The organism is Companilactobacillus crustorum JCM 15951 (assembly GCF_001434585.1).
In the GTDB taxonomy this organism is placed as follows: domain Bacteria; phylum Bacillota; class Bacilli; order Lactobacillales; family Lactobacillaceae; genus Companilactobacillus; species Companilactobacillus crustorum.
The window spans coordinates 1-25085 of record NZ_AZDB01000029.1 but is presented as its reverse complement, the minus strand read 5'-3'; the positions used below and the strand labels follow the sequence as shown (position 1 = coordinate 25085).

27 protein-coding genes and 1 pseudogene are annotated in these 25085 nt (G+C 33.6%); 17 read left to right on the top strand and 11 right to left on the bottom strand.

Annotated features, from left to right (window positions below; all coding sequences use genetic code 11):
• Positions 1 to 154 precede the first annotated feature (154 nt).
• The 9 genes from FD26_RS08130 to FD26_RS08090 all read right to left on the bottom strand — a co-directional run bounded on the left by FD26_RS08130 (position 155) and on the right by FD26_RS08090 (position 5582).
• The gene (locus FD26_RS08130) at positions 155 to 646 is read right to left on the bottom strand and encodes a hypothetical protein (RefSeq protein ID WP_057867935.1); all 492 of its coding nucleotides are present in this window, start codon (positions 644 to 646) and stop codon (positions 155 to 157) included.
• 490 nt (positions 647 to 1136) lie between these two features.
• Positions 1137 to 1274, bottom strand: coding sequence for a hypothetical protein (locus tag FD26_RS11075; RefSeq protein WP_156401790.1), 138 nt, complete (start codon positions 1272 to 1274; stop codon positions 1137 to 1139).
• Positions 1275 to 1361: 87 nt separating this feature from the next.
• Positions 1362 to 1550 carry a hypothetical protein gene (locus FD26_RS08125; RefSeq protein ID WP_057867934.1) on the bottom strand — a complete coding sequence of 63 codons (189 nt, stop codon included), beginning with the start codon at positions 1548 to 1550 and terminating at the stop codon, positions 1362 to 1364.
• A 702-nt stretch (positions 1551 to 2252) separates the two neighbouring features.
• Entirely contained in the window at positions 2253 to 2990 is a 738-nt protein-coding gene (locus tag FD26_RS08115; protein ID WP_057867932.1) for a hypothetical protein, read from the bottom strand.
• A 39-nt stretch (positions 2991 to 3029) separates the two neighbouring features.
• A complete protein-coding gene (locus tag FD26_RS08110) occupies positions 3030 to 3794 on the bottom strand; it encodes a hypothetical protein (RefSeq protein WP_057867931.1) in 765 nt (254 codons plus the stop codon).
• Entirely contained in the window at positions 3791 to 4501 is a 711-nt protein-coding gene (locus FD26_RS08105; protein ID WP_057867930.1) for an ATP-binding cassette domain-containing protein, read from the bottom strand. Before FD26_RS08105 ends, FD26_RS08110 begins: the two co-directional genes overlap by 4 nt.
• Positions 4494 to 4871 carry a GntR family transcriptional regulator gene (locus FD26_RS08100; protein ID WP_232230826.1) on the bottom strand — a complete coding sequence of 126 codons (378 nt, stop codon included), beginning with the start codon at positions 4869 to 4871 and terminating at the stop codon, positions 4494 to 4496. Before FD26_RS08100 ends, FD26_RS08105 begins: the two co-directional genes overlap by 8 nt.
• 142 nt (positions 4872 to 5013) lie before the next feature.
• Positions 5014 to 5358, bottom strand: coding sequence for a bacteriocin immunity protein (locus FD26_RS08095; protein WP_057867928.1), 345 nt, complete (start codon positions 5356 to 5358; stop codon positions 5014 to 5016).
• An 11-nt stretch (positions 5359 to 5369) separates the two neighbouring features.
• Positions 5370 to 5582: a hypothetical protein gene (locus tag FD26_RS08090; RefSeq protein ID WP_057867927.1), complete on the bottom strand. Its 213-nt coding sequence runs from the start codon at positions 5580 to 5582 to the stop codon at positions 5370 to 5372.
• 517 nt (positions 5583 to 6099) lie between these two features.
• Here FD26_RS08090 and FD26_RS08085 point away from each other — a divergent pair.
• The 4 genes and pseudogenes from FD26_RS08085 to FD26_RS08070 form a co-directional block, all read left to right on the top strand.
• Complete coding sequence (locus FD26_RS08085; protein WP_162254850.1) at positions 6100 to 7062, top strand: GHKL domain-containing protein; 963 nt, start codon at positions 6100 to 6102, stop codon at positions 7060 to 7062.
• 15 nt (positions 7063 to 7077) lie between these two features.
• On the top strand, positions 7078 to 8343 hold the full coding sequence (locus FD26_RS08080) for a GHKL domain-containing protein (protein ID WP_057867925.1): 1266 nt from the start codon (positions 7078 to 7080) through the stop codon (positions 8341 to 8343).
• Complete coding sequence (locus tag FD26_RS08075) at positions 8340 to 9089, top strand: response regulator transcription factor (RefSeq protein WP_057867924.1); 750 nt, start codon at positions 8340 to 8342, stop codon at positions 9087 to 9089. Before FD26_RS08080 ends, FD26_RS08075 begins: the two co-directional genes overlap by 4 nt.
• A gap of 120 nt (positions 9090 to 9209) precedes the next feature.
• Positions 9210 to 9779, top strand: a pseudogene (locus FD26_RS08070) (hypothetical protein); the annotation flags it as partial.
• A 17-nt stretch (positions 9780 to 9796) separates the two neighbouring features.
• On the opposite strand, the gene FD26_RS08065 reads toward FD26_RS08070, so the two are convergent.
• The gene (locus FD26_RS08065) at positions 9797 to 10147 is read right to left on the bottom strand and encodes a hypothetical protein (RefSeq protein WP_057867922.1); all 351 of its coding nucleotides are present in this window, start codon (positions 10145 to 10147) and stop codon (positions 9797 to 9799) included.
• Positions 10148 to 10266: 119 nt separating this feature from the next.
• Between FD26_RS08065 and FD26_RS08060 the strand changes: the two genes are divergently transcribed.
• Entirely contained in the window at positions 10267 to 10470 is a 204-nt protein-coding gene (locus tag FD26_RS08060; protein WP_057867921.1) for a hypothetical protein, read from the top strand.
• Positions 10471 to 10514: 44 nt separating this feature from the next.
• Here the strand turns inward: FD26_RS08060 and FD26_RS08055 are convergent, their stop codons facing one another.
• Positions 10515 to 10796 carry a bacteriocin immunity family protein gene (locus FD26_RS08055; RefSeq protein WP_057867920.1) on the bottom strand — a complete coding sequence of 94 codons (282 nt, stop codon included), beginning with the start codon at positions 10794 to 10796 and terminating at the stop codon, positions 10515 to 10517.
• 275 nt (positions 10797 to 11071) lie between these two features.
• On the opposite strand from FD26_RS08055, the gene hflX reads away from it, so the two are divergent.
• The 12 genes from hflX to FD26_RS07995 all read left to right on the top strand — a co-directional run bounded on the left by hflX (position 11072) and on the right by FD26_RS07995 (position 25025).
• A complete protein-coding gene (gene hflX, locus FD26_RS08050; protein WP_057867919.1) occupies positions 11072 to 12364 on the top strand; it encodes a GTPase HflX in 1293 nt (430 codons plus the stop codon).
• Between the two features lie 140 nt (positions 12365 to 12504).
• Positions 12505 to 14139, top strand: coding sequence for a peptide ABC transporter substrate-binding protein (locus FD26_RS08045; protein WP_057867918.1), 1635 nt, complete (start codon positions 12505 to 12507; stop codon positions 14137 to 14139).
• 22 nt (positions 14140 to 14161) lie between these two features.
• Positions 14162 to 15094 carry an oligopeptide ABC transporter permease gene (gene opp3b, locus FD26_RS08040; protein ID WP_057867917.1) on the top strand — a complete coding sequence of 311 codons (933 nt, stop codon included), beginning with the start codon at positions 14162 to 14164 and terminating at the stop codon, positions 15092 to 15094.
• Positions 15094 to 16119, top strand: coding sequence for an ABC transporter permease (locus FD26_RS08035; RefSeq protein ID WP_057867916.1), 1026 nt, complete (start codon positions 15094 to 15096; stop codon positions 16117 to 16119). The genes opp3b and FD26_RS08035 overlap by 1 nt, the downstream gene beginning before the upstream one ends.
• 16 nt (positions 16120 to 16135) lie before the next feature.
• Positions 16136 to 17182: an ABC transporter ATP-binding protein gene (locus tag FD26_RS08030; protein ID WP_057867915.1), complete on the top strand. Its 1047-nt coding sequence runs from the start codon at positions 16136 to 16138 to the stop codon at positions 17180 to 17182.
• Positions 17182 to 18114: an ABC transporter ATP-binding protein gene (locus FD26_RS08025; protein ID WP_057867914.1), complete on the top strand. Its 933-nt coding sequence runs from the start codon at positions 17182 to 17184 to the stop codon at positions 18112 to 18114. The genes FD26_RS08030 and FD26_RS08025 overlap by 1 nt, the downstream gene beginning before the upstream one ends.
• 750 nt (positions 18115 to 18864) lie before the next feature.
• Positions 18865 to 19527, top strand: a complete 663-nt coding sequence (locus tag FD26_RS08020) for a DUF969 domain-containing protein (protein ID WP_057867913.1) — start codon at positions 18865 to 18867, stop codon at positions 19525 to 19527.
• Positions 19528 to 19544: 17 nt separating this feature from the next.
• Positions 19545 to 20462, top strand: a complete 918-nt coding sequence (locus FD26_RS08015; protein ID WP_057867912.1) for a DUF979 domain-containing protein — start codon at positions 19545 to 19547, stop codon at positions 20460 to 20462.
• 10 nt (positions 20463 to 20472) lie between these two features.
• Entirely contained in the window at positions 20473 to 21120 is a 648-nt protein-coding gene (gene pcp / locus FD26_RS08010; RefSeq protein ID WP_057867911.1) for a pyroglutamyl-peptidase I, read from the top strand.
• A gap of 730 nt (positions 21121 to 21850) precedes the next feature.
• The gene (locus FD26_RS08005; RefSeq protein WP_057867910.1) at positions 21851 to 22363 is read left to right on the top strand and encodes a DUF1440 domain-containing protein; all 513 of its coding nucleotides are present in this window, start codon (positions 21851 to 21853) and stop codon (positions 22361 to 22363) included.
• Positions 22364 to 22370: 7 nt separating this feature from the next.
• Complete coding sequence (locus tag FD26_RS08000) at positions 22371 to 23684, top strand: MFS transporter (RefSeq protein ID WP_057867909.1); 1314 nt, start codon at positions 22371 to 22373, stop codon at positions 23682 to 23684.
• Between the two features lie 12 nt (positions 23685 to 23696).
• The gene (locus FD26_RS07995; RefSeq protein WP_057867908.1) at positions 23697 to 25025 is read left to right on the top strand and encodes a replication-associated recombination protein A; all 1329 of its coding nucleotides are present in this window, start codon (positions 23697 to 23699) and stop codon (positions 25023 to 25025) included.
• Positions 25026 to 25085 lie beyond the last annotated feature (60 nt).

The following is a 25085-nucleotide window of genomic DNA, read 5'->3' as shown; positions in this document are numbered from 1 at the left end:
AGGTGTTGCACTTGAATTGTAAACTGGGGCGATTTTATTTTCTAAAAAAAAGCAAAAAAATATTTACTTAGGTATGTCACATGATACAGTCCATAATTATTATTCATATCTTTTATATTATGTAAAATCGAATTCTTCACATTTTTCATTTGACTTAATTTTCTTTTTTTGCATCAAGCCTTGTATGAAGTTGTAAAAGTGCAAATCTGGCAATCGGCTGTGCAATACACATTTCGACGAATAATGATATAGCAAAATTTCTAGGCCATTTATAAAAGAACATTTTTATCGGCTCTAAAGTAATGGAACGTGTTCCAATCCATGTCCCAATTACAGTTAATAAAACTGACATCATCAAGACTGTACATAAGATATTCACTACGATATGAGAACGGAAACTATCTTCTTTTGCTACTATTAAGGCTGTCATTTTTTCTGCTGGTATATACGTAATGAGTACAATTGCAATCACACTCATCCAGATGAAGGGAAGTACAGTCAATACCTCTTGCCATACATAAAAATGAAATCCAGCTTCAAAACAGGTAATAAGTGGAGCAATAATATTTACAGAAATAATAGAAATAATTCCCATAAATAACGCAAGTTCTTTTTTGTTACGTGGTAATTTTATATAAAAATCCATTTTTTATCATTCCTCCTAAAAATTATAATAGTTCACATAGTAATAGATTTTTAATCGTTGAGAATGCTCAACAAAAAAACAGCGGACAGCATAGAATATCAAAATTCTACGCTGTCCGCTGTTTGATTTTTTAAGTTTACCAAAAATTTTCTTATACTGTCAATAAAAAAATACATGACATAATATACAAATATGAGAATTTCCAACTGTAATCGGTATTCTCAATATTTACCTAAACTCAAAGTTAAATATTACAAACCTTAATTTCTTTACAATGATATTCAATTTTTTTGAGTTTACACATAATAATACTGTGTATTGATGTCATTCGTAATTTCTTGCATAAGTATTATCATTTTCGCTTTTGAAAAAATACTTATCATCCATAATTTGTTAAGGGTGCTGTGGCATTGTTTACGCAACAAGCCCTTGACTAATTATAGCCCGACAAGTCTAGGGTTATCAAGCATAAATGAAATACTATACTGTTTCATGTCAACGAAAAATAAATACCAACACATTTTTGCAGTATCTCCATCTTAATAGCAATATTCAAAGAGCTTGCCAGTTGTTCCTGAGACAATTGATTCTTCTGACGATATTTAATAATGTTATCGGCTAAAGACATTTCTTTCACGCTCCCCTCTATGCTTGAATTATAGGTATCTTAACCTAAAGAATGCACGCACTTATCGGTTGCAACGTTACATAACGGCTATTTGATTAAAAAGGCCCCAACAACTAAAAAGACAATCCCAATTATTAATGAAAAATAAATACCATAAAACATATATGGCTGTTGGTTTTTCACATTAGTCTTGATACTATCGTAAGATTTTCGGGCTGTATATATCTGAAATATCCCCATAAAAATAACTACAATGCCAATTAATCCTTTCCCCATAATAACCAGTTCCCTTCTGTTGCCTCAATCATATATTATTTAGCAACAATTATCAGAACCATTTGAAAATAATATCAAAACTCAAGAATATTAGTGTTATGCCAAATATAGAGCTGTACCAAAGCAGGATTTTTGTGTATTTAGAAATACTAATTTTTTTGTCGAATTTCATTCTTCTAAAAGATCTTATTATTATAAAAATTTGAGTGCTTCCAAAAATAAATAGTACTAAAGAAACGAGATAGATCATTTTGATCAACTTCTCTCATCTTAAAATTTAAACATATAATACTGTTATTTAAGATCTTAAAGTATTCTGAACCCTTATAAAAAGGGATCTGGCTGTAGACAGTTTGTCTCTAGTCAGATCCCTTTTTGATAAGTTGTTATTATTGATATTTTTATGAACGTTTATGAGAAATATTTAGAGAAATTAAACATCGACCCCACAATCGAAACAATTCCTACAACAATCATTATTAAGTAAATTATGCCCTTTACTGTACAGACATTATTCCACGGAAAATCACCTAAAAATAAAAGCCCCAAAACTCCTATCCAAAAATATTTCCCCTTATAAAAATCATTATTGAATCTCACAACGATTCCCTCTTTACTCTGTCATTAACTAGATACTACTCCAAAAATTCATTTTTGTGCCAACTCAATCATAAACGTCGATTTTTTTGTCCTAAACGTTAATTAACATGTCGTTTCGGAATAATTTTTTAGTAAAAAGTTTCCAATTCCAATTGATAAAAAAATTCCCAAGGTATCAATCAAACAAACTTTTTCAAAAACATGATTGGGAGTTTCAATATAAAAATTCATCCCTATCAAAGACATTCGCGTCAAAGTATAAAAAATGATTATCGAGGCTAACCCAAAAGTAATTACTTTAAGGATTATTGCTTGCCGTTTGAATTTTAAAAAGTCACCGAAATAATTCATAAGTAAATGGATCATACTACTACCTGTCCAAATCAATATAACAGCTAAGCCTGATATGACTAAATTTTGAATCCACAATGCTTTCTGATCTTCAAACATAATCTTAAAATGTAAGAAAATATCTTTTCCCATAACTGTATATGATGCCAAAACAAAGAAAATAGTCGTTATAACGGTCATATAAAGATAGCTTAAACAATTTCCAACTAAATCGCTAAAATAAAGTTTGAGTTCACTAATTGGTAGTAGGCGATAACGATTACTATTCAAAACTTTTTGACTGTTATTGATCAATAATATTAATCCTAAAAAATACATCAAACAACTACTTTCAATCAATAAACCCTCGCCGTAACTAATCCACTTTTGATGCAAAATTCCTGTTGCCAAAATAATAGTTAATTCAACAAAATTAAGTAATAGGAGCTTATTAACTAACTTAAACTTGTCTCGCATTAAATCTTTTGTTATACCCAGAACGCTACTCATATATCGGACCATCCCATAAGTCTTATTTGTAGTGCTGCATTAACGGACTGTTTCTGTCCATCTTCTTAATAGATAGATATTTATAACTGAAAATACTACTGACCAAGCAAAGAAAATACCATTGCTAATCCAAACCGTATCAGTAAATTGATTTAAATTAACTAATTCTTGGTTAATATAGATCATCTTAAAAATGTTGCCGGTCGTATAATTAAAGATTCCTAAAGCAACAAAAATAATAACTAAATAAAGAACAAACATCACAAATTTTTGTCTACCAAAAGGTAAGAAACCACTGATAAGATTACTAATCAAATGTACCAATGTAATCCCAGTCCAAAGGACAACTAATCCCAAAATCATTAACAACATCACACTAAGAGCAGCATTGAACATATTTCCATTACCAAAGCTACCAAAGGAACTTGCATCACTATTAGTAAAGATATAGAGAATTCCGCTAATTACACCTTCAATAATTTGCAAATATATAAAAGCTAGTAATGCTGTAAGTAAATTACCTAAATAAAGTTTAGTGTCAGCTACTGGCAACAATCGATAATTATTGCTAGTTAAAACCTGTTCATTCTTTCGAGCTAAAACAATTATGGCTACAATGTTAGCTACCACCATCGTGATGTTGAAGCTGACAAAAAGAAATTCGGCCTGATTACTAAAACCATTGGTAAAAATATGAATGATGGTAATTGCTAATAGAAAAATCAAATCAATCGCTACAATCCAATTCATCTGCTTCCATTTTTCAAACATTAAATTTTTACTTAATCCCATAAACTTTGTCATTTGGTAACACTCCCTTCATAAATCTGTTCATAATATTCTTCAATCCCGAGATGATGCTTTTCTTGAATCGATTCTACTGAATCAACTTCATAAATAGTCTTGTCTTTCATAATAACTACATCATCCAACAAACTAGCTATTTCAGTAACATAGTGGTCACTAATAATAATAGTAGATTCATCGCTCTTCCAACGAATAATACTGCTAATAATCTTCTTACGCGACATACTGTCGATACCGCTCAAAGGTTCATCTAACAAGTAAAGCTTTGTTTCACGAGAAATCGTTAAAGCAATTACAAGTTTACCTAGCGTACCTGTCGAAAGACTCGAAAGCCGCTTAGTTTTATCAAGTCCTAAATACTCAGCTATTTCCTGATATTTTTTTACTGAAAAATCTGGATAAACATTCTCATAGAATCGGACAATCTCACTGATCCTTGTACTCTTATTAAACCCAGCTAATTGATCACTCAAACTAACATATTGTTTTATTTCAGACTTTTTAGTAGCTCCGTTAACCGTTATAACGCCTTCACGAATTGAATTAACACCCGCAATCAAGCGCATCAGAGTTGTTTTTCCGACACCATTTTCACCAAGCAAACCAATAATCTTGCCATTATCTACAGATAAATTGATATTAGCTAGAATGGTTTTGTTATTTTTTTTATAACTCAAATCATTAACTTCTAAGATTTTACTCATGAGCGTGCTCCTTTTCTTGAACATAATTGTTAAAACTCGTCGTTATTTCTTCATCATTCATATGCAATGAACGCAATTTTTCATAAGTTGCATCAAACATCTCATTAACGAGATTTTTCTTCAGCTTATTTATGATTTTCCCATCTTCAGTTACATAATTTCCCTTGCCTCTTTGAGAAATAATGACATTTTCTTCCGTCATTTCTTTAAGGGCCTTTTGAACTGTATTAGAATTAGCTGAAAATTGAACAGCTAATTGTCTAACTGAGGGCAATTGTGAACCTAGTTCATATTCATTGCTGATAATCTTACGGTATAAAATATCTTTAATTTGAAGATAGATTGGTATGTTGTCGATATACTCCATCATTTCACCTTCTTACTGTTCTAGTACACTAATACAATAAAACAGAATGAATTGAAAAGCAATCGTTTTTTAATAAATTTCATTTAATCATAAAAAAAGATCAACTCGATATATCTATCGAACTGATCTTTTCTCCATATAGTATTTATTGTCTAATCGGCATCTTTTCAAAAATACCGTAAAACTGTGATTTATCAGTCGTATTACCTCGATATACGCCATTAAAACCAGCTCGTTTAGAAATATTTCCCAATTCAATCAAATCATTTTCTTCATTCTTAGATAAATGCATTCGACTGAAACCTTCAATATAAATATAATTGACCATTCGATTAATCAGCGCTTCCGGATTTTTAGCCTTATCTATTTTTTTATAAACTTGAGCTAAAACATCAGTAATATTTAGCATACTGGCACTTTTAGATTCATGCTGCATTAATGAATTATATAAACTTTGAATATACTTTTTTGAATCTTCTCTTACATTCATAAATTAACCTCCTAAAAAAATACTCCCTTAGTAACTATTAAAACGATGCCTAAAATCGTAATTCCTAAGCCAAAGATAAAACTATACCAAACAGTTAATGCGGAAAAATTAGAAGTCGTTTTATTGCCGTGATGTTGGATGACTTTTACATACTTGTACGAATTAACCATCTGATAAATACCAAATAGAATTGCTACAACGCCTACAACATAAATCCAAATCATTTTTAACGCTTCCCTTCTGACCATAATTTAACATCAATCAATTATTTCAACTAAATATATCCTGAAAGACAACCTTTTTCTTCCTGAACGAACTATTTTAAGAAGAATTTCATCCTAGTTCATGACATCTATACTTTTAAGTTTCAATAATATGTAATAATTAATATTGTACGGGGAGGGGGAAATAATGATAAATATTGATTCCAGTATTTTTATAATTCAAAAATTTGTATCTTGGCTACTCTTTTTCTACATCTTTAAATTTCTCTATCGACCAAAACATTTTTATTCTCTTATTATTTTATTTATCCCAACTATTTTAAGCGCCATTTTTATTAATCAATTTACCTACTTCATCGTAGCTGCCTTAATCTTTGGAGTTTTTTTTCAGGAAAAAAGGCTTATGTTCCTAATCAATACCATAGTATTCAGTTCACTGATCCATTTACTTACTGAAATTGTTGCGAATGCTAGTATCATTATCCTTTTTCCCAATAACTTTGCTAACACGTCTCTTATGGAGAAAATAATTTCCGTATCTTCTAACATTTTGATTCAATTAATTATTTCAGTTATTTTTATTTTTATATATAACTATTTTAAATTGGAGAACCTTCTAAAAATCAAATCTTCGGGCCTTTTTGGCTTACTAATTAGCTATCTTTTTGTTGTTATTTATACATTTATGCAGATCATTCAAAATACTCAAGCTTATTCCGATTTAATTTCAGGCATACTTTTATTTATCCTAATTCAATGTACTTTTATCGTGATTATTTTTTTAAAGGGCTATCAAACTCAAAACGAAGCCTACACTCGAGAGTTAACCAAAGAGCAATTGAAAAATCTTAAAATGTACACTGATCAATTAGAACATGACCAAATCAAATTACGAGGATTCGAGCGTAATTATAAAGGAACAATTAATCATCTCCGTAGCATCGCTCAAAGTAGGGATTTTGAGGCTATGAACCATTCTTTAATTACTTTGGAAGATTATTCTAATAGTTATTTTGATAATATTTCTATGCAATTATTCAAAGATCTTAATAACGTCTCCAACCCTTATCTCAAGAGTTTATTAATCAGTAAACTAACTATTATTAATCAAAATAATATTAACTGTCACTTTGAATGCCGTGATGTGGTCAACGATATTTCTATCAATATTTTTGATCTCATTCGTTTATTAGGCATTTCATTCGATAACGCTCTAGAAGCTACTAAGTATCAACCGCATGGAGAAATTAGAGTTGCTATTATTCAAGAACAGCAGCAGCTCTCATTCATTATTAACAACACTACTACTGATAAAACCGATGTAAGTGAAATGATGCAGGAAGGTTTTACCACTAAAAAGCACCATTCAGGGTTAGGACTAGTCAATATTCAAGATATCAAAAAGAAGTATCCTAATCTCTTTGTACAATATCGTAAAAATGAGCAATGGTTTAATCTCAACATCGTAATTATCAAATAAATTGGGGAGTATATTATGGGGCCGCATCTGTTAAGAATATTTTTAGCTTGGATTATCTTTTACTATATTTTTAATTTAATTTATCATTCTGATCTTTCACCAAAATATCGGATTGGTATTTATAGTTTTTTGACCGTTATATCGGTTGTCATAAACATTCTCTTAGCTGGTTATGGTTTTATATTCATTGCTTTAGCAATCTATTTTTGCCTCTGGCCCAAAAGAAGCAACAATTACTATCTGATCAATATTATTCTACTGAATTTTTTAGTTAAATTTTTTGCCATTATTATTCCTAGTCCAGTTTTAATGCACTTTTATCCTCATCCCAATACCACGACTTATGAAATGAATTGGATTATTGTTCTTGTTGAATTTATTTTTTCTGTAGCTTTTGTTTACTTTTATAATTTCTTCAAATTAAATAACTTTTTCCAATCAAGACGTACTGCTATGACAAGTATCCTCTTAGCCTATATTTATATTATTTTCTACATGTTTTTACTATTCATGCAGCATTTTCAGGCCTATGCGCCACTAATTATCGGCATTTTCTTTCTTATTCTCTTACAATGTCTTTTTATTATTATTATCTTTAGCGTAACCCGTAGGCGTCAGAAAAAAGTTTTTCAGGATCAGTTTTCCGAAGAACAGGTAAAGAATCTAAAGCTCTACACAGATCAACTAGAACACGATCAATTAAAATTACGTCATTTTAAGCACGACTATAAAAACTTACTCTTCAGTTTGAAAACTGTCGCCGATGATAAAGATTATCAAGCTATGATTTCCGCTTTAGATAAATTAGAAAACTACTCTGACGATTATTTAAATAATCTTTCAATGGATCTATATAAAGACCTCAATAATGTTAAAAATCCCTACCTCAAGAGCTTATTTATCAGCAAGTTGAATAAAATTAATCACTATCATATCAGGAGTTTTTTTAACTGTTCCGAGAAACTTGATTCTGTTCCAATCAATATTTTCGATCTAGTTAAACTTTTGAATCAGGCAATTGATAATGCGATTCTTTTTACTAAACGACAAGAAGCTGGAAAAATCCAGTTAGCAATAACCAAAGAGGATCGGCAGCTAGCTTTTCTAATTAACAATACAGTGGCTAATCTACCTACAACAGAACGTGAGCAAGATTATTTAGACTTACTGAATATTAAAAATTTAAAAAAGAAATATCCTAACCTCTTCATTCAATACAGCAAAAATGACAAGTGGTTTCGATTCCACATTACATTAATTACTCAAGGAGATAAAAAATGAGCTATCCAATCATTATGTGCGAAGACAATCCGATTCAACTGCAACAACTAGATAAATTGATTGCAAATTATATTTTATTCCATAGCAATCTCTTTCAAGTTGAATTAAAAGCTTCCAATCCGCATCAAGTTATCGACTATTTAGAGCAACAAGTTCCTCAAAATGGCATCTATTTTTTAGATATCGATTTAAAATCAGATTTAGACGGTATTCAATTAGCTAGTTTAATTCGCCAAAAGGACGTCCAAGCTGAAATTATTTTTGTGACTACCCATGATGAACTAGCACCAATGACACTAAAGCAAAAAGTTGCTGCCTTAGACTTTATCGAAAAAGATCAACCTCTAGAAGATTATCGTCAAGAAATTTATGATGCTTTAGAATATGCTAAAAAAATCATTGATGAAACTCGTACCGTTCAAAAAAAGAGTTTCTCTTTTGAAGTAGGTTCCCAAGTTTATAATTTGGACAAATCTGAAGTAGTTTTAGTCGAATCATCAGATATTCCTCATCGATTAAACCTTTACTCGACTAATGGAAAATTTGAATTTTACGGTAAACTAACTGAATTAGAAACTAAATATCCCTTTTTATTTCGCATCAGTCGCTCTTGTTTGATCAATCCTGAGAACATTCATCACGTTGATTTTTCTATTCGTGAAATTGGCTTCAGTAGTGGCATGACTCGAAAATTTTCTATTGGAAAATCTAAAAAACTCAAAAAAATTATTAAAGAAACCCTTTAACGTTTAGTTCAGGACTTAATACGGACTAGTTCAAGATATTATTGATCTACGCTCTTCTTTAGATGTTAAATTTAGACTATAAACAAAAACGAATTTAAAAGAGGGTAATATTGTGTTAAGTTTTGGCAAAAAGTTTCATATAGACCTTTGTTAATCAGTCTTCTTGTTGCACTTTTACCTGGCTTGGCGTTTACCGAGGTTTTAAATCTTGGTGCTGGCATTGCTATCGGATTCGGATTTTTTTTGGTAATATTTTTATTCTATTATTATCCTAATATTCCTCTGGAATTTAGTTATTGGGAAGTAGATCAGAATGCCATTAAATATGTTGATACGGATGACAAAAAAAATCGTCTATTGAGTATGTTGCTCCCACCTAGCAATCATTTAACAACGATTAAAAAGGAAGACATTAGAGAGGTCGCTCTTAGTGGCAACATTCATAAAGATTTTAATGCACCAATGGCAATTCCCTATACTGCTAGCCTTGGCATTTTCTACGGCGGCATCGCTATGGTACATAATCCAGACTATGTTCAAATAACTTTAAAAAATGGTAATAAAATAAATTTAAGCGTTCGCCGAGATTATACCTATAGTCGTCAAGAAACTATTAAAAAGCTCAATCATTTTTTTGATGATTTGACAGACTACCAAATCCAAATTGACTTACCTAGAACATCGTTATAACGTAAAAAAACACTTCTCTATAGTTTCAGAGAAGTGTTTTTTGAACCTAATACATCAATCAAAGCATAAGCTGTTTCAAAACTAGTCGTTCGCTTAGAAATTTGGACGATAACTTTCCATAAGCGATTAGAATAATCGTTCAAAACTAAATGTTCATCAGTTTGTGCCTGATCGATTTTATGAATGAGTGGTCCAACTTTTTTATCGAAGAGTGAACCTCGATATTGTTTGTTGACCATCTCTTGAACAGCTTCTTGAATAAACTGTTCCATTTTTTGATTAGTACCTGATTCATTTATTTGTTTGCTAAAAGATTCTTGGAATTTAACCAATAATGATAGCAATAGTTTTTGTTTTGAATAATCCATTTGTCTTTTCACCCGTATACTAATATAACTGATTTTTTAAAGAATAGATACAATTTTCACATTATTAGCTGGTGTATAATAAAACGTATACATTTTAATTACTATTTTGGAGATTATTTATGAATAAACAATTCTATAAAACAATCAACTTCTGGTATGGCGTCGCTATGCTTGTTGTAGGTCTTATTTTTATCAATCATTCAATCAAATCAACTTGGATTCTGATTGATGCTATCTTTATTATTGCTGCAATTGTATTCTTTTTATTAAGCCTATTTCACAAGCCTAAAACTAAGAAAAAGAATCAGAATCCTTTAATATAATACTAAAAACAATGAGTTCTAGATATTTCAGAACTCATTGTTTTTTACCAGAATAATTTAGTTATTCCTGTACCCTTCCAAAAATTATTGTTGGTCTTTTGCATTGCAGAAGCTAGTTTTATTAGATCCTTAGGACTTTCATATTTGTGTGTCATTAAATAGCTACTAATACTACCGCTTAACTTTCTAACAACGACTTTAATGTCCTTATCATCATCTAAGTCTTTATAAGACGATACTAAACTCGCAAATAATTTTGAATCTTTTTTGACAACTTTGTCTTTACTGGCGTTATCAATTAACGTCATCAATGTATTCTTATCCATAAGTTATCTCCCTATAAGTAATAGTAGAATTTTAACATTCAATATTCATTCTTAATTCAAATTATCTTAAACCACCCATTTTTAGGTCCTAAAAAGACTCAGAAATCGTTTTCTACCTATTATATAGCGTGAAACCAACTTCCATGTTATTATTTATACAGTTTATCGAAAGGATGGTATTCACATCATGCGCTTAAGAATTGGTATCATTACAAACAATTTATAAAAAAATGGCATTGTTACCCTGGGGTAATTAGTGCCACCAGGAGGATTTAATGACTGAATCAAAATTAACATTTGAAAAAACACGTGTCGTCATTGCCGGAGTTAGCCATCTACAACCTGACTTCGAATATACGATGCAAGAACTAGCTGCCTTAGTGGAAGCAAATAATATGGAAGTTGCTGATACAATTATACAAAATGTCAACAGTGTCAGTGGAGCAACTTACTTTGGCTCTGGTAAAGTAACCGAGATTAAAGAGATTGCCAATGCTGATGATGTCCAAATTATCGTTTTAAATGATGAATTGACACCTTCTCAAATTAGAAATCTTGAAAAAGAAACCAAATTAAGTTTTATGGATCGAACAGAGCTAATCCTTCAAGTTTTCTCCAATCGTGCTCAAACCAAGCAAGCCAAATTGCAAGTTGAAATTGCCAAATTACAATATCAATTACCAAGAATTCATCCATCAGGCAATCCCCTAGATCAACAATCGGCTTCTGGTGGTTTAGCTAACCGTGGTGCCGGTGAATCAAAACTAGAATTAGATCGTCGTGTCATCAGAAAACGTATCACTGCCTTGCGTAACGAACTTAAAACGGTCGACAAAACAATTAACGTTCAGAGTCGCCGTCGAACTAATACTTCATTGCCACTAGTTTCCTTAGTTGGATACACTAATGCCGGAAAATCAACGACTATGAATGGTATCTTGAATTTTAATAAAGAAGATTCGCAAGATCGTAAGGTTTTTGAAAAGAATATGCTTTTTGCTACGCTTGATACCAGCGTTCGCCGGATTGATCTAGAAGATAATTCTAGTTTCTTACTTTCTGATACAGTTGGTTTTGTTAGCAAGCTACCACACAATTTAGTTGAGTCTTTTAAAACTACTTTGAAGGAAGCACAAGATGCCGATCTATTGATTCAAGTAATCGATATTTCTGACGAACATTGGCGTAATATGATTGAAGTTACTGAAAAAACTTTGCGCGAAGTCGGTGTCGTTGATAAACCAATGATCTATGCTTTTAACAAAGCTGACCTTAAACCTGATCAAAGTTTCCCTACTATTGAGGGCGATAATATCTATTACTCAGCCATCGATAAAGATTCAATCGAAAAGTTAGTCGATTTAATCAAAATAAAGGTCTTTAATCATTACAAAGAGACTGAACTATTAATTCCTTATAGCGATCAAAAGATTACTGAAGAAATTTTAAAAAACTCTCAAGTACTCAAAAAAGAATTCACTAATGATGGTTCTTTGATTAATGCTAATTTAAGTCCAGAAGAATTAGAAAAATTTAATAAATATATTAAGAAAGAGATATCCAATTAAGAGATATCTCTTTTTTTCTTTGCAATTTACCCGATATTGTATTATTATTTTATAAACATTAGAATTTTTCTAATTAAGGGTACTTGATTTTAATATTCATTAGTGTATTCTAAGAATAATTATTTTAGGGAGGGTAAACAATGAAATTCAAGAAGAAATATTTACTTGCATTGTTACCGATATTTCTATTCGCATTAGTACTGAGTGGATGTGGTTCTGCTGAAAAAGACAGCAAAAATACCTTATCAATCAGTTCCAGTGATGTTATCGCAACAATGGATTCGTCAATGAACACCGATGTTATTGGTGCTCAAAACTTAACTAATACTATGGAAGGTCTTTACAGATTCGATGGTAAAGATTTAAAACCTGCTATAGCCAAGAAAATTGTTAAGCCAACTAATAATGGCAAGACATATACCTTTGATTTAAAACATACTAAATGGTCAAATGGTAAGCCAGTTACAGCTTATGATTTTGTCTACGCATGGCGCAGAACGGTTGATCCTAAGACAGCTTCACAATATGCCTACATTTACTCAGGTGTTTTGAATGCTGATAAGATCAATGCCGGCAAGAAACCTGTTGATTCATTAGGTATCAAGGCTTTAGGTCCTTACAAACTAGAAGTAACTTTGGAAGATCCTATTCCTTACTTCAACAGTTTGATGGCCAATTCAACTTTCTATCCACAATACAAGCCAGCTGTAGAAAAAGCTGGTAAACAATATGGTTTGAAGAGTGCCGGTATGGTCTTCAATGGACCTTATAAGTTAGTTAACTGGACTGTTTCAAATAACAGTTGGACCGAAGTTAAGAATAACTCATACTGGAATGCTAAAGCTGTTAAGTTACATACTATTAAGTACTATGTTGTTAAGGATGCCAATACTGGTTTGAATCTTTATGATGCTAACCGTATCAACCGTCTTGAAAAAATTAGTGGCGATACAGCTCGTCAAGTTTCAAATTACAAGACTTTCTCAATCGATAAGATGGCATCTAACTTCTATATCGAACTTAACCAAAAGAAATATAAATTCTTCCAAAATAAAAAAATTAGACAAGCTATTTCAATGTCAATCGACCGTGAACAGCTAACTAATAACGTTCTTGGTAAGACAGGTAGTATCGAAAATACCATCATTCCCGAAGGTATGTCATACAACTCTAAAACCAAGGTAGATTTCACTAAGGAAAAAGCTCTACAATCAACAAGTAAGTACTCCACATACAACCCTAAAGAAGCTACAAAGCTTTGGAAGGAAGGTATCAAAGAAACTGGTCAAAAGAATCTTAACTTCACGCTTTTAGGTGATGATACTGACGGTTCTAAGAAACAAAACGAATACTTGCAAGGTGAAATGGAAAAGAATCTTCCTGGTATCAAGGTCACTTTGTCAAACGTACCATTTAAGTCACGTCTAGATAAATCTTCATCCGGTCAATTCGACATGGTTGTTACTGGTTGGAATGCCGATTATCCTGATCCATATACATTCCTAGATATCTTTACAACTGGAAATTCTCAAAATAATGGTAAATACTCAAATCCAGAATTTGACGAATATGTTAAGAAATCTGCCACAACCGATGCAAATGACGAACAAGCAAGATGGAACGATATGCTTCAAGCAACGAAGATTCTAAATGATGATCAAGGTGCTATTCCTTTGTATCAATACAGTCAAGCTAACTTAACGAGAACTAACGTTAAGAACTACAGAATCACACCAAATGGTAGTTATAACCTTGTTACAACTTTCAAAAAATAATTAAAGGTGAGGGAGATTAATAATGACTAAATATATTCTCAAAAGAATTTTCTACCTCTTTTTGACCCTTTTCATTATTGCTTCAATAACATTTTTCCTAATGAAGCTGCTACCCGGTACTCCATTCTCTAACCAGAACCGGATGTCAGCGGACCAATTGAAAATTGTTAAAGCACAATATGGATTGGACCAATCAGTTGGTGTTCAATATGTTCGTTATATGGCCGGTTTGTTACACGGAAACTTGGGGACATCATTCCAATTCAACAATGAACCTGTTACATCATTAATCGGTCAAAGACTTGCTCCATCAATGCAAATTGGTGCTCAAGCAATGATTCTTGGTACTATTCTTGGTATCCTACTTGGTGCCATTGCTGCTATTCGTAAGAATACATGGGTTGATACTCTTGCAACATTCATTTCAATCCTTGGTTTATCAATTCCATCTTTCGTTTTAGCCGTTTTACTTCAGTTCTACCTAGCCTACAAATGGGGAATTTTCCCAGTTGCTCTTTGGGACAACTTCCAATCAAGTATTCTACCAACCATCGCTTTAGCGGCCCTGCCTTTAGGTACCGTCGCCCGGTTTATGCGAACCGAAATGGTTGATGTTATGAGTAGCGATTATATTGAATTAGCTAAATCAAAGGGTAATTCTAATTGGAAAGTCGTTACAAAACATGCGTTACGTAACTCTTTGATTCCAGTTGTTACTATCATCGGACCTATGGCTGTTTCAGTTATGACTGGTTCCATGGTTGTTGAGAATATCTTCTCAATTCCTGGTATTGGTGAACAATTCGTTAAATCAATTACAACTAATGACTACCCTACAATTATGGGTCTAACAATCTTCTATTCATTCTTATTAATCATAGTTTACTTGATCGTCGATATCCTTTATGGACTAATCGATCCAAGAATTAGACTAGGAAATGGAGGTAAAGAATAATGGAAAAAATTCCTCAAATTCCCAAGGAAAAATTTAAATTAGTACATGATGAAAATAACGCCGAACAAGAAAAGATCGGTACACCTTCACTTACATATATGCAAGATGTCCGTCGTCGTTTATTTCAAAATAAAGTTGCAGTCGTTTGTTTGACATTACTTTCAATCATCGTTTTAATTTCCATCTTTGCCCCAATCATTGCTCCACACAATCCTAATGCTCAAAACGTTACTATGTCTAATCTTCCTCCAAAGCTAGGTAACCTAAATATCCCTGGTATGAATGGTTATCAAAACATGGGTGGTCACATGGTTGACGCTTATAAACAAGCCGGTGCTCCAAAAGGTACATCATTTATCCTTGGTACTGACTACTTAGGACGTGACCTTCTATCAAGAATTATCTATGGTACAAGACTTTCACTTGTTGTTGCCATCTTGGCCACATTGGTTGATCTTCTAATCGGAGTTCCTTATGGTATTGTTTCCGGTTGGAAAGGCGGCAGAACTGATACATTCATGCAACGTATCGTTGAAATTGTTTCATCAATTCCTAACTTGATCGTTGTTATCTTGATGATGATCATTCTAAAACCAGGTCTTACATCAATCGTTATTGCGATTGCTATCACTGGTTGGGTTACAATGGCCCGTCTGGTACGTGCTCAGACCTTCCAATTAAAGGAACAGGAATATATTTTAGCCGCAAGAACACTTGGTGAACCATCCATGAAGATTGCTACTAAACACTTAATTCCCAACCTTTCTTCAACAATCATTATTCAAACAATGTTTACAATTCCCAATGCTATTTTCTTCGAAGCTTTCCTAAGTTTCATTGGTATTGGTATTCCCGCTCCAAATGCTTCATTAGGTACACTTTTATCTGATGGTCAAAAAGCCTTCAGATTCTTACCATATCAGATGTGGGCTCCAGCTATTATCCTAAGTATTATCATGATTGCCACTAACCTTCTTGGTGATGGTCTACGTGATGCCTTTGACCCACAATCATCAGAACACTAACTAAGGAGAAATCGCAATGGATAAAATTCTAGAAGTAAAAGATTTACATGTAGATTTCGATACCTACAATGGTGTCGTTCATGCCATCCGTGGTGTCAATTTCCATTTAAACGCCGGTGAAACCTTAGCTATCGTTGGTGAATCTGGTTCCGGTAAATCCATCACAGTTCGTTCAATTTTACAATTATTAGCTTCAAACGCTACTATTTCTAAGGGAGAAGTCCTCTATCATGGAGATGATCTTCTTCAAAAGAGCGACAAGGAAATGGATAACATTCGTGGAAATAAAATTTCAATGATTTTCCAAGATCCTATGACGTCGCTTGACCCTACTATGACAATCGGAAAACAAGTTGCTGAACCTCTTTTGATTCACAACAATGTTTCCAAAAAAGATGCTTTAAAGCGTGCTGAAGAAGTTCTTCGCTTAGTTGGTATCCCTAATCCTGAAGCCAGAATGAATGATTATCCTCACCAATTCTCAGGTGGACAACGTCAGCGTATCGTTATCGCAATTGCCATCGTTGATTATCCAGAAATTTTAATCGCCGATGAACCAACAACTGCTCTTGACGTTACAGTTCAGGCACAAATTATTGACCTATTAAGAGAGTTGCAACAAAAAATTGGTACTTCTATCATCTTCATCACCCATGATTTGGGTGTCGTAGCCGGTATTGCTGATCGTGTAGCTGTTATGTACGCTGGCCGTTTCGTAGAATATGGTTCAGTTGATGATGTTTTCTACAACCCTCAACATCCATATACTTGGGGCTTGCTTGATTCCATGCCTACTCTAGATACCAACGAAGATGCACGTTTGAATTCAATTCCTGGTACACCACCAAACTTGTTGAATCCACCAAAGGGTGACGCTTTTGCTCCTCGTAACGCTTATGCAATGCAGATTGACGAAGAAGAGCAGCCACCATTCTTCCAAGTATCAAAACATCATTTTGCTGCTACTTGGTTGCTCCATCCAGATGCACCAAAAGTTACACCACCTGCAGCAATTCTCAACCGTTATAAAAAATTTGAAAAGTTAGGAGGCAATGCTAAATAATGGCAGATGAAAGAGAAGTAATCGTATCCGTAAAAAATCTAAAACAATATTTCAACATTGGCAAACCTAACATGGTTAAGGCGGTTGATGACGTATCATTTGATATCTATAAAGGTGAAACCTTTGGATTAGTTGGTGAATCTGGTTCCGGTAAGAGTACTACTGGACGTAGTATTATCAGACTTTATAACCCAACTGACGGTCATATTTTCTTCAATGGTCAAGACATTAGTAAAATTAAAAGTCATGGCCCTAAGATGAAGGAGTTCCGTCGTGAAATGCAGATGATCTTCCAAGATCCTTACGCTTCATTGAATCCAAGAATGAAAGTCAAAGATATTATCGCTGAGGGACTTGATGTCCACGGTCTAGTCAAAAATGACCAAGAACGTGACCAAAGAGTTCGTGAATTGCTCGACATGGTCAACTTAAACCCTGAACATATGACTCGTTACCCTTATGAATTCTCTGGTGGACAACGTCAACGTATCGGAATTGCCCGTGCTTTGGCAGTTGACCCACAATTTATCATTGCCGATGAGCCAATCTCAGCTCTTGATGTATCTATTCAAGCTCAGGTTGTTAACTTGATGCAAGATATTCAAAAGAAAAAGGGTCTAACTTATCTATTTATTGCCCATGACCTTTCGATGGTTAAATACATCAGTGATCGAATCGCCGTTATGTATCGTGGTAAAATCGTTGAGTTAGCAGACTCCAATGAGATTTATAGCAATCCATTGCATGCTTATACTCAAAGCCTCTTATCAGCTATTCCAGTCCCTGACCCAGAAATTGAAAAGCAACGTACTAGAATCGACTTCGATCACAAGAGTCCTTTCAAAGATGATCAGAGACTACAAGAAGTTCTACCTGGACACTTCCTCTATTGCAGCAATGAAGAAGCGGCCAAATATAAAAATAACAACTAAATAGTGAGTGCAGACATTGTTTAGTTGATTACATCTGACAAAAACCAAATCCAATACCAAACAAATATTATTTTATAAAGTAAAAGAGCTAGCCTTTTGGCTAGCTCTTTTCATATTTTTATTATTTTTCATAAGCTTTATCTTCTTTCTTTTTGAAATTCTTCTATATCTGGGGAGGATATATATTGAAAAATTTATTTACGTTTTATAGGGGGGAGAATTAAATAAAAAAGATTAATTATTTTAATAGGGTTTATTTTATTGTTAGTGTATTTAATTAGTTATGAGAAACTTATTTGTTCATCCGGTCACCTCTTTGTTATTTGACTATGCTTAAATAATAACGGGAAAATATGAATATACAATTTAGAAACTGCGAATAAAATAATAATTAATTGTGAAGAAAAATAGATTGTATTATTGAGCTTAAATTTTATAGCCTCTAATTATTTTAGGACGATTTAGTTTATTCCGTTCCAACACCAAGACAAAAAGTCACTTTCATTGTTTGTGTAAAAACTCCATGATACCTGACTTTCACGTCTTGGTATTTTTATTTTGTCATTTTTTGAAAGCAACTAACTTGATTATAAAATTCGCCAATGAAATCTATCTCAATATATTAGCGAATATCAATTAGCCCTCCTAATTAATTATTAGATTTATTTTAATTTAATTTATAAATACTCATTTTTTCAATCTATTTTGTGCTATAATTACCAGCATAAAATCAGATTAGAGGCCTTGATTATGGAATATATTAGATTAATTGGAATTATTATAATCATATTAGGATTTGCATTCAAATTAGATACTATAGCCGTTGTTGTCGCTGCTGCCCTAGCAACTGGCTTAGCATCTGGAATGTCAATCAATCATGTCCTCACTATTATTGGTAAAGGTTTTATGGATAATCGAATGGTTTCTCTCTTTTTCCTGACTTTACCAATGATTGGTGTTGTTGAAAGTCATGGTATGAAACAAGCCGCCGTCAATGGTATTAGTAAAATCAAGAATCTGTCAGCGGGTAAAATCTTCAATATTTATTTAGCAATTCGGGAAATAACCGATGCCTTTGGGATTGCCCTTTCTGGCCAAGTTCAATTTATTAGACCTTTAATTAATCCTATGGCTCAAGCTGCTGCTAGTATCAAACAGCCCTTAACTGAAAAGCAAATTGATCTCATTAAAGGACGCGCTGCCGCAACCGATAACTTCGGAAACTTCTTCGCTCAGAATCTTTTTATTGCATCTAGTGGTGTTTTATTAATGGCAAGTACAATGAAATCCCTAGGTCACAATGTTTCACCAGCAAATATCGTTCTTTATTCAATTCCAGTTGCTGTAATAACCTTTATTATCGTTGGCTATTACAACATACGTTTCGATAAACAGTTCAATTCCGATAAGTAAATTTGGAGGTTAACCGTATGAATGTCAATAATATTCTTGAACTATTTTATGTATTAATAGGAATTATCATGATTTTTGCCAGTATCGAATCGTTTCGTGATAAAGAAAATTCTGCATGTATTGGTACTGGCCTATTCTGGCTAATTTTAGGACTGATATTTGCTGTTGGTAAGTATTTGCCTAATTTCGTGATTGGTTTATTAATCATACTTATCGGTATCCTTTCACTAATGAAACAGATCAAAGTTGGAAAGATTAAAGAAGTCAACAAAAAACTAGCTGAAAAGTCTGCTAAAAGGCTTGGTGGATGGCTGTTCTTTCCTAGTATTATCTTGGCCATTCTTTCTATTTTAATTAGTGAGTTCACTAAACTAGGTGGACAAGTTGGTATTGGTATTGCTTCTGTTGTAGCTTTAATTATTGCAATGATTATCTCTAAAGCTGACGTCAAAACAACCTATCATGACAGTGAAAGAATGGTTCGTTCTGTTGGTACAGCCGGTATCTTACCGCAATTATTAGCTACCCTAGGAGTAATCTTTACTGCCTCAGGGGTGGGTGATATTACTTCAAAAACTATCTCTGGCATTTTTCCAGTTGGTAATCACTTGTTAGGAGTTGTTTTATATTGTGTCGCCATGGCTATCTTTACTATGATCATGGGTAATGCCTTTGCAGCTTTTGCCGTCATTACTGCTGGTATCGGTGTTCCTTTTATAGTCGCTCAAGGCGGTAATCCTGCAGTTGTTGCAGCGATTGGAATGACTGCAGGATATTGTGGAACTTTGATGACCCCAATGGCTGCCAATTTTAATTCACTGCCTGTCGCATTGATGGAGATGAAAGATAATTTAGGAGTCATCAAGCAACAGGTGCCCGTAGCACTTACCTTATTAGTTATTCAAATCATTTTAATGTATGTATTAGCATTCTAGGAGGAAAAATATGAAAATTCTTGTAACTGGTTTTGACCCATTTGGGACTGACAAAATTAATCCTGCCATCGAGGCTGTTAAGAAGTTACCTAGCGAAATTGAAGGTGCAGAAATCATAAAATTGGAAATTCCAACTATTTTCAATAAATGTGCCGAAGTAGTTCATCAAGCTATCCTTGATAACAAGCCTGATTATGTTTTGGATATTGGTCAGGCAGGTGGGCGTTACGCATTAACACCTGAGCGTGTCGCTATCAATTTTGATGACGGTCGTATTGCTGATAATGCTGGATTTCAACCTCGTAATCAACCCATTCATAAAGATGGAGAAAATGCCTATTTTACCCAATTACCTGTTAAAGCTATGGCACAGGCAGTTATTGAAGCTGGAATCCCTAGCTACGTATCAACTACGGCAGGAACTTACGTCTGCAACCATATCATGTATCAAGTTCAATATATGATTGATAAAGAATTTCCCGATCTAAAAGCTGGATTTATGCACATTCCATTCTTGCCAAATCAAGTTTTGAATCGTCCTGATACACCATGCTTATCTCTAGCTGATGACATTACTGGTATAACGGTAGCCATTGGTGCAATTGTCAAACAAGATGGCAAGGGAGATATCGAAGCTATAGGTGGTAGCCTAAACTAGTCTTCTTAATGTGTGACAATAATATTTACAAATGATCCCTAAACAGTAATTTTTCTGCATAAAAAAATTCAATGCACTGACAATCCTTAAAGATTGCTGCATTGAATTTTTTATTACTTGGGACTTGTTGTCCCGTTCTTTGTGATATTTATTATAGGGGGATAAATATCAAATTTTTTAGGAAATTAACTTTATATCTTAGGGGGAGATAAATAAAGTTTTTCATTCATGTGTTTATAAGGGGATTAAACTTTTAAAAAATAGAGTATTTATATAGGGGTTTATTTCTATTCATGTGTAAAGTGAGTTATTTAAGAAAATAATATTTACGGGGATTTTCCAATTCCATTCGGTCACTTCTTTCAAAGTAAATTCTTTTCTATATCTTAAGGGGGGAGATATAATTCTAATTTTATTTATAAGGGTTTGTTTCTATTCATGTTTTCAATAATCATCTATCAAAGATAATTCAATTTGGAACTGGATTTTTGATTCATCCTGTCACCTCTTTGCCTCTTTGTTATTTGACTATGCTTAAATAATAACGGGAAAATATGAACATACAGTTCCCAAAGTACGAATTAATTTATAACAATATATGAAGAATTTGTGATCATAACCTCTTTTTTACCAATTTGTCTTAAATATAGCTTGATATCGAAGACTTATTACCTGAATTAGATATATAGCTGATTTATAATTTAGATAAATGACTGTTAGGAGAATTGATATGAAATTAACTAAAGATCAAAAAGCTGATTTAAAGGCTGCACTTATTGCTGGTACTGCGGCTGGTATATTTTCTGGATTCGTCAAATTAGGTTGGGAGAATGTTTTGCCACCACGTACTCCTGAACGAGATGCTGTAAATCCTCCTCAAACTTTAATGGAACAAGCTGGGATTCCTCAAAGTATTACTCGTGGTACTTATACCTATTCTAACCATCAGATGCCTTGGGCAAGTTTTCTCATGCATTTCGGCTTTTCAACCTCGTTTGCTATCATCTATGAAGTTTTAGCTCAATATAAACCCTTTATTAGAAAGGGTTCCGGTGCTATTTTTGGCTTAGCCATTTGGGTAGCCTTTCACATTGGTATTATGCCTATGATGAAGACAGTTCCTTCCCCTAAAGACCAACCAATTGAAGAACACCTATCTGAAGCTCTTGGACATATCGCCTGGATGTGGACAAACGATATTGTTGGTCAAGAACTCTACCGTCGTTTAACAGCGCAAAAATAGGCTTTTAATGACTAAATGGCGAACCTCCGTAACTGAAAGAATCAGTTATGGTCTGAGTGATGCAGCAGATAACTTAGTTTTTCAAATGATGACCACTTACCTGCTTTTCTTCTACACGGACGTTTTTGGCTTAACTGCAAGTGAAGTTGCTATTCTTTTTGTTGTCGCCAGAACCGCTGATGTTTTTGAAAGTCTTATAATCGGAATAATGATCGACAAAACCCACTCTCGTTGGGGAAAGAGTCGGCCATTTTTTCTCTGGTACTCATTTCCATATGTTGTTTTTGCTGTCTTAACTTTTGTAACTCCTAATTTTCTTCCACATGATGGAAAATTAGTTTGGGCTTACGTAACATACTTAGGATTAGGATTCTTATATACTTCCGTTAACTTGCCCATCACAGCTATCTTGCCAACCATGACTGACAATGAACGTGAAATGACCCTATTAGGAGTTATCAGACAATTTTTTGGTAGCTCTGTTCAAATCATCGTGGCCGTCTTTACAATTCCTCTAGTCGCTTTCTTTGGACATGGCAATCAGCAAAAAGGATTTTTAGCTACCATCGCTCTTTTTGGAGTAATTTCGTTGCTGCTGATTCTCAATACTTTCTTCCATGTTCGAGAACGATTTACTAATGAACAAATTAACCATCAACCATTTAAAGAAGTTTGGAAAATGTTACGGAATAACAAGCCTTGGATCGTTATTTCCGTTGTTATTTTTCTCTATTGGCTGACAACGTCCATCAAAAATCAAACGACGATTTACTATTTTAAATACGTTATCAATGACGAAAATCTGGTTTCTTTAGCCAACGCCTTCACTTTTACTGCTCTAATAGGTGTAGTTTCAATTTACTTTGTTTCTGCTAAAATTGGTAAAAAGAAAACTATGTTAACTGGAATCGTAATTGCTTTTCTAGGCCAAATTCTGATCACTGTGGGTGCTTATTCTAAAGCTCTTCCAACTATTTTTACTGGTATCTTCATCAATTATTTGGGAGCTGGTTTTATTATTGGTTTAGTTTCAATCATGATTGCCGATACGATTCGTTATGGAACCGCTATGGGCATTCAAGCCGAAGGTGTTCTCGCTTCAACTGATGATTTTGGAGTAAATCTTGGTTTAGGATTAGGTGGAATGATAACTGCTTGGTCATTAGATGCCTCTGGTTATGCAGCTAACAAAACTCAAACGGCAGCCACCATTTCTGCCATCAATCTCAATTATGCTTTAATTCCTTTAGGATTATATATCTTAATGTTTATAATTTTACTGGGCTATAATGAAAAGCAGATTATGAAAGCTGTTAATTAAGGAAGTAAAATTATGGAACAGGAATCATTATTTGCTAATAGTAATACTGCTGATAACAGTCCTTTGGCTAATCGTGTTCGTCCTAAAAATTTAGACGGTTTCGTTGGTCAAACTCAGCTGCTTGGCAAAAATAAAATACTTCGAGAAATAATCGATCAGGACAATATTCCATCGATTATTTTTTGGGGACCACCCGGGGTTGGTAAAACTACCTTAGCCGAAATCATCGCGAAAAAAACTCAAGCTATTTTTATTACCTTTAGTGCCGTTACCAGTGGTATCAATGACATCAAAAGGGTAATGAAAGAAGCCGAGCTCAATCGTGAAATGGGCCAAAAAACGATTGTTTTTATTGACGAAATTCATCGCTTCAATAAAGCTCAACAAGATGCTTTTTTGCCTTTCGTTGAAAAAGGCAGTATCACGCTTATCGGTGCTACTACCGAGAATCCATCTTTTGAAATCAATTCTGCCTTGCTTTCTCGTTGCAAAGTATTTGTTCTTAAGTCGCTAACTAAAGATGACTTAGTCCTGCTACTGAAAAAAGTTCTTGCTAATCCTAAGGCTTTTCCAGAATTAAAAATTAACGTTGATGCCGATACCTTAGAATTAATCGCTGCTTATGCTAATGGTGATGCCAGAGTGGCTTTAAATACCTTTGAAATGGCCGTTATTAATTCTGAAACATCCGACAAAACCGTTAATGTAAAATTGGATGATATTCGCCAATTGCTTAACACCAAATCGCTTCGCTACGATAAAAATGGCGAGGAACACTACAATATTATTTCAGCTTTACATAAATCAATGCGTAACAGCGATACCGATTCAGCTATTTATTGGACTATGCGTATGCTTGATGGCGGAGAAGATCCTTTATATATTGCTAGACGATTAGTAAGATTTGCCAGCGAAGATATTGGTTTAGCAGATACCAATGCACTTAACGTAGCTATTAACGCTTTCCAAGCTTGCCAGTTCTTAGGCATGCCAGAGTGCAATGTTCATCTAGTTGAAACAGTAATTTACTTGTCAGTTGCGCCTAAGTCTAATGCCGCTTACAAAGCGGTTTTAAGGGCTCAAAAAGACATAAAAAAATATGGCAATTTACCAGTTCCTTTGCAAATTCGAAACGCTCCCACTAAGTTGATGAAGAACCTTGGTTATGGCAAAGACTATCAATTAGCCCACGATTACGCGGATAAGTTAACTAATATGAAAACTATTCCTCCAGAAATTCAAGGACATCAATATTACGCTCCTACTGAGCAAGGCAAAGAACGCCTCTTTAAACAACGATTGGAATATATTAAACAATGGCATCAAAATCATGACAAATAAGACCCAAATGACTCTATATGATAGTCATTTGGGGAGAGCGTAAAATATCTTGTGTAAATG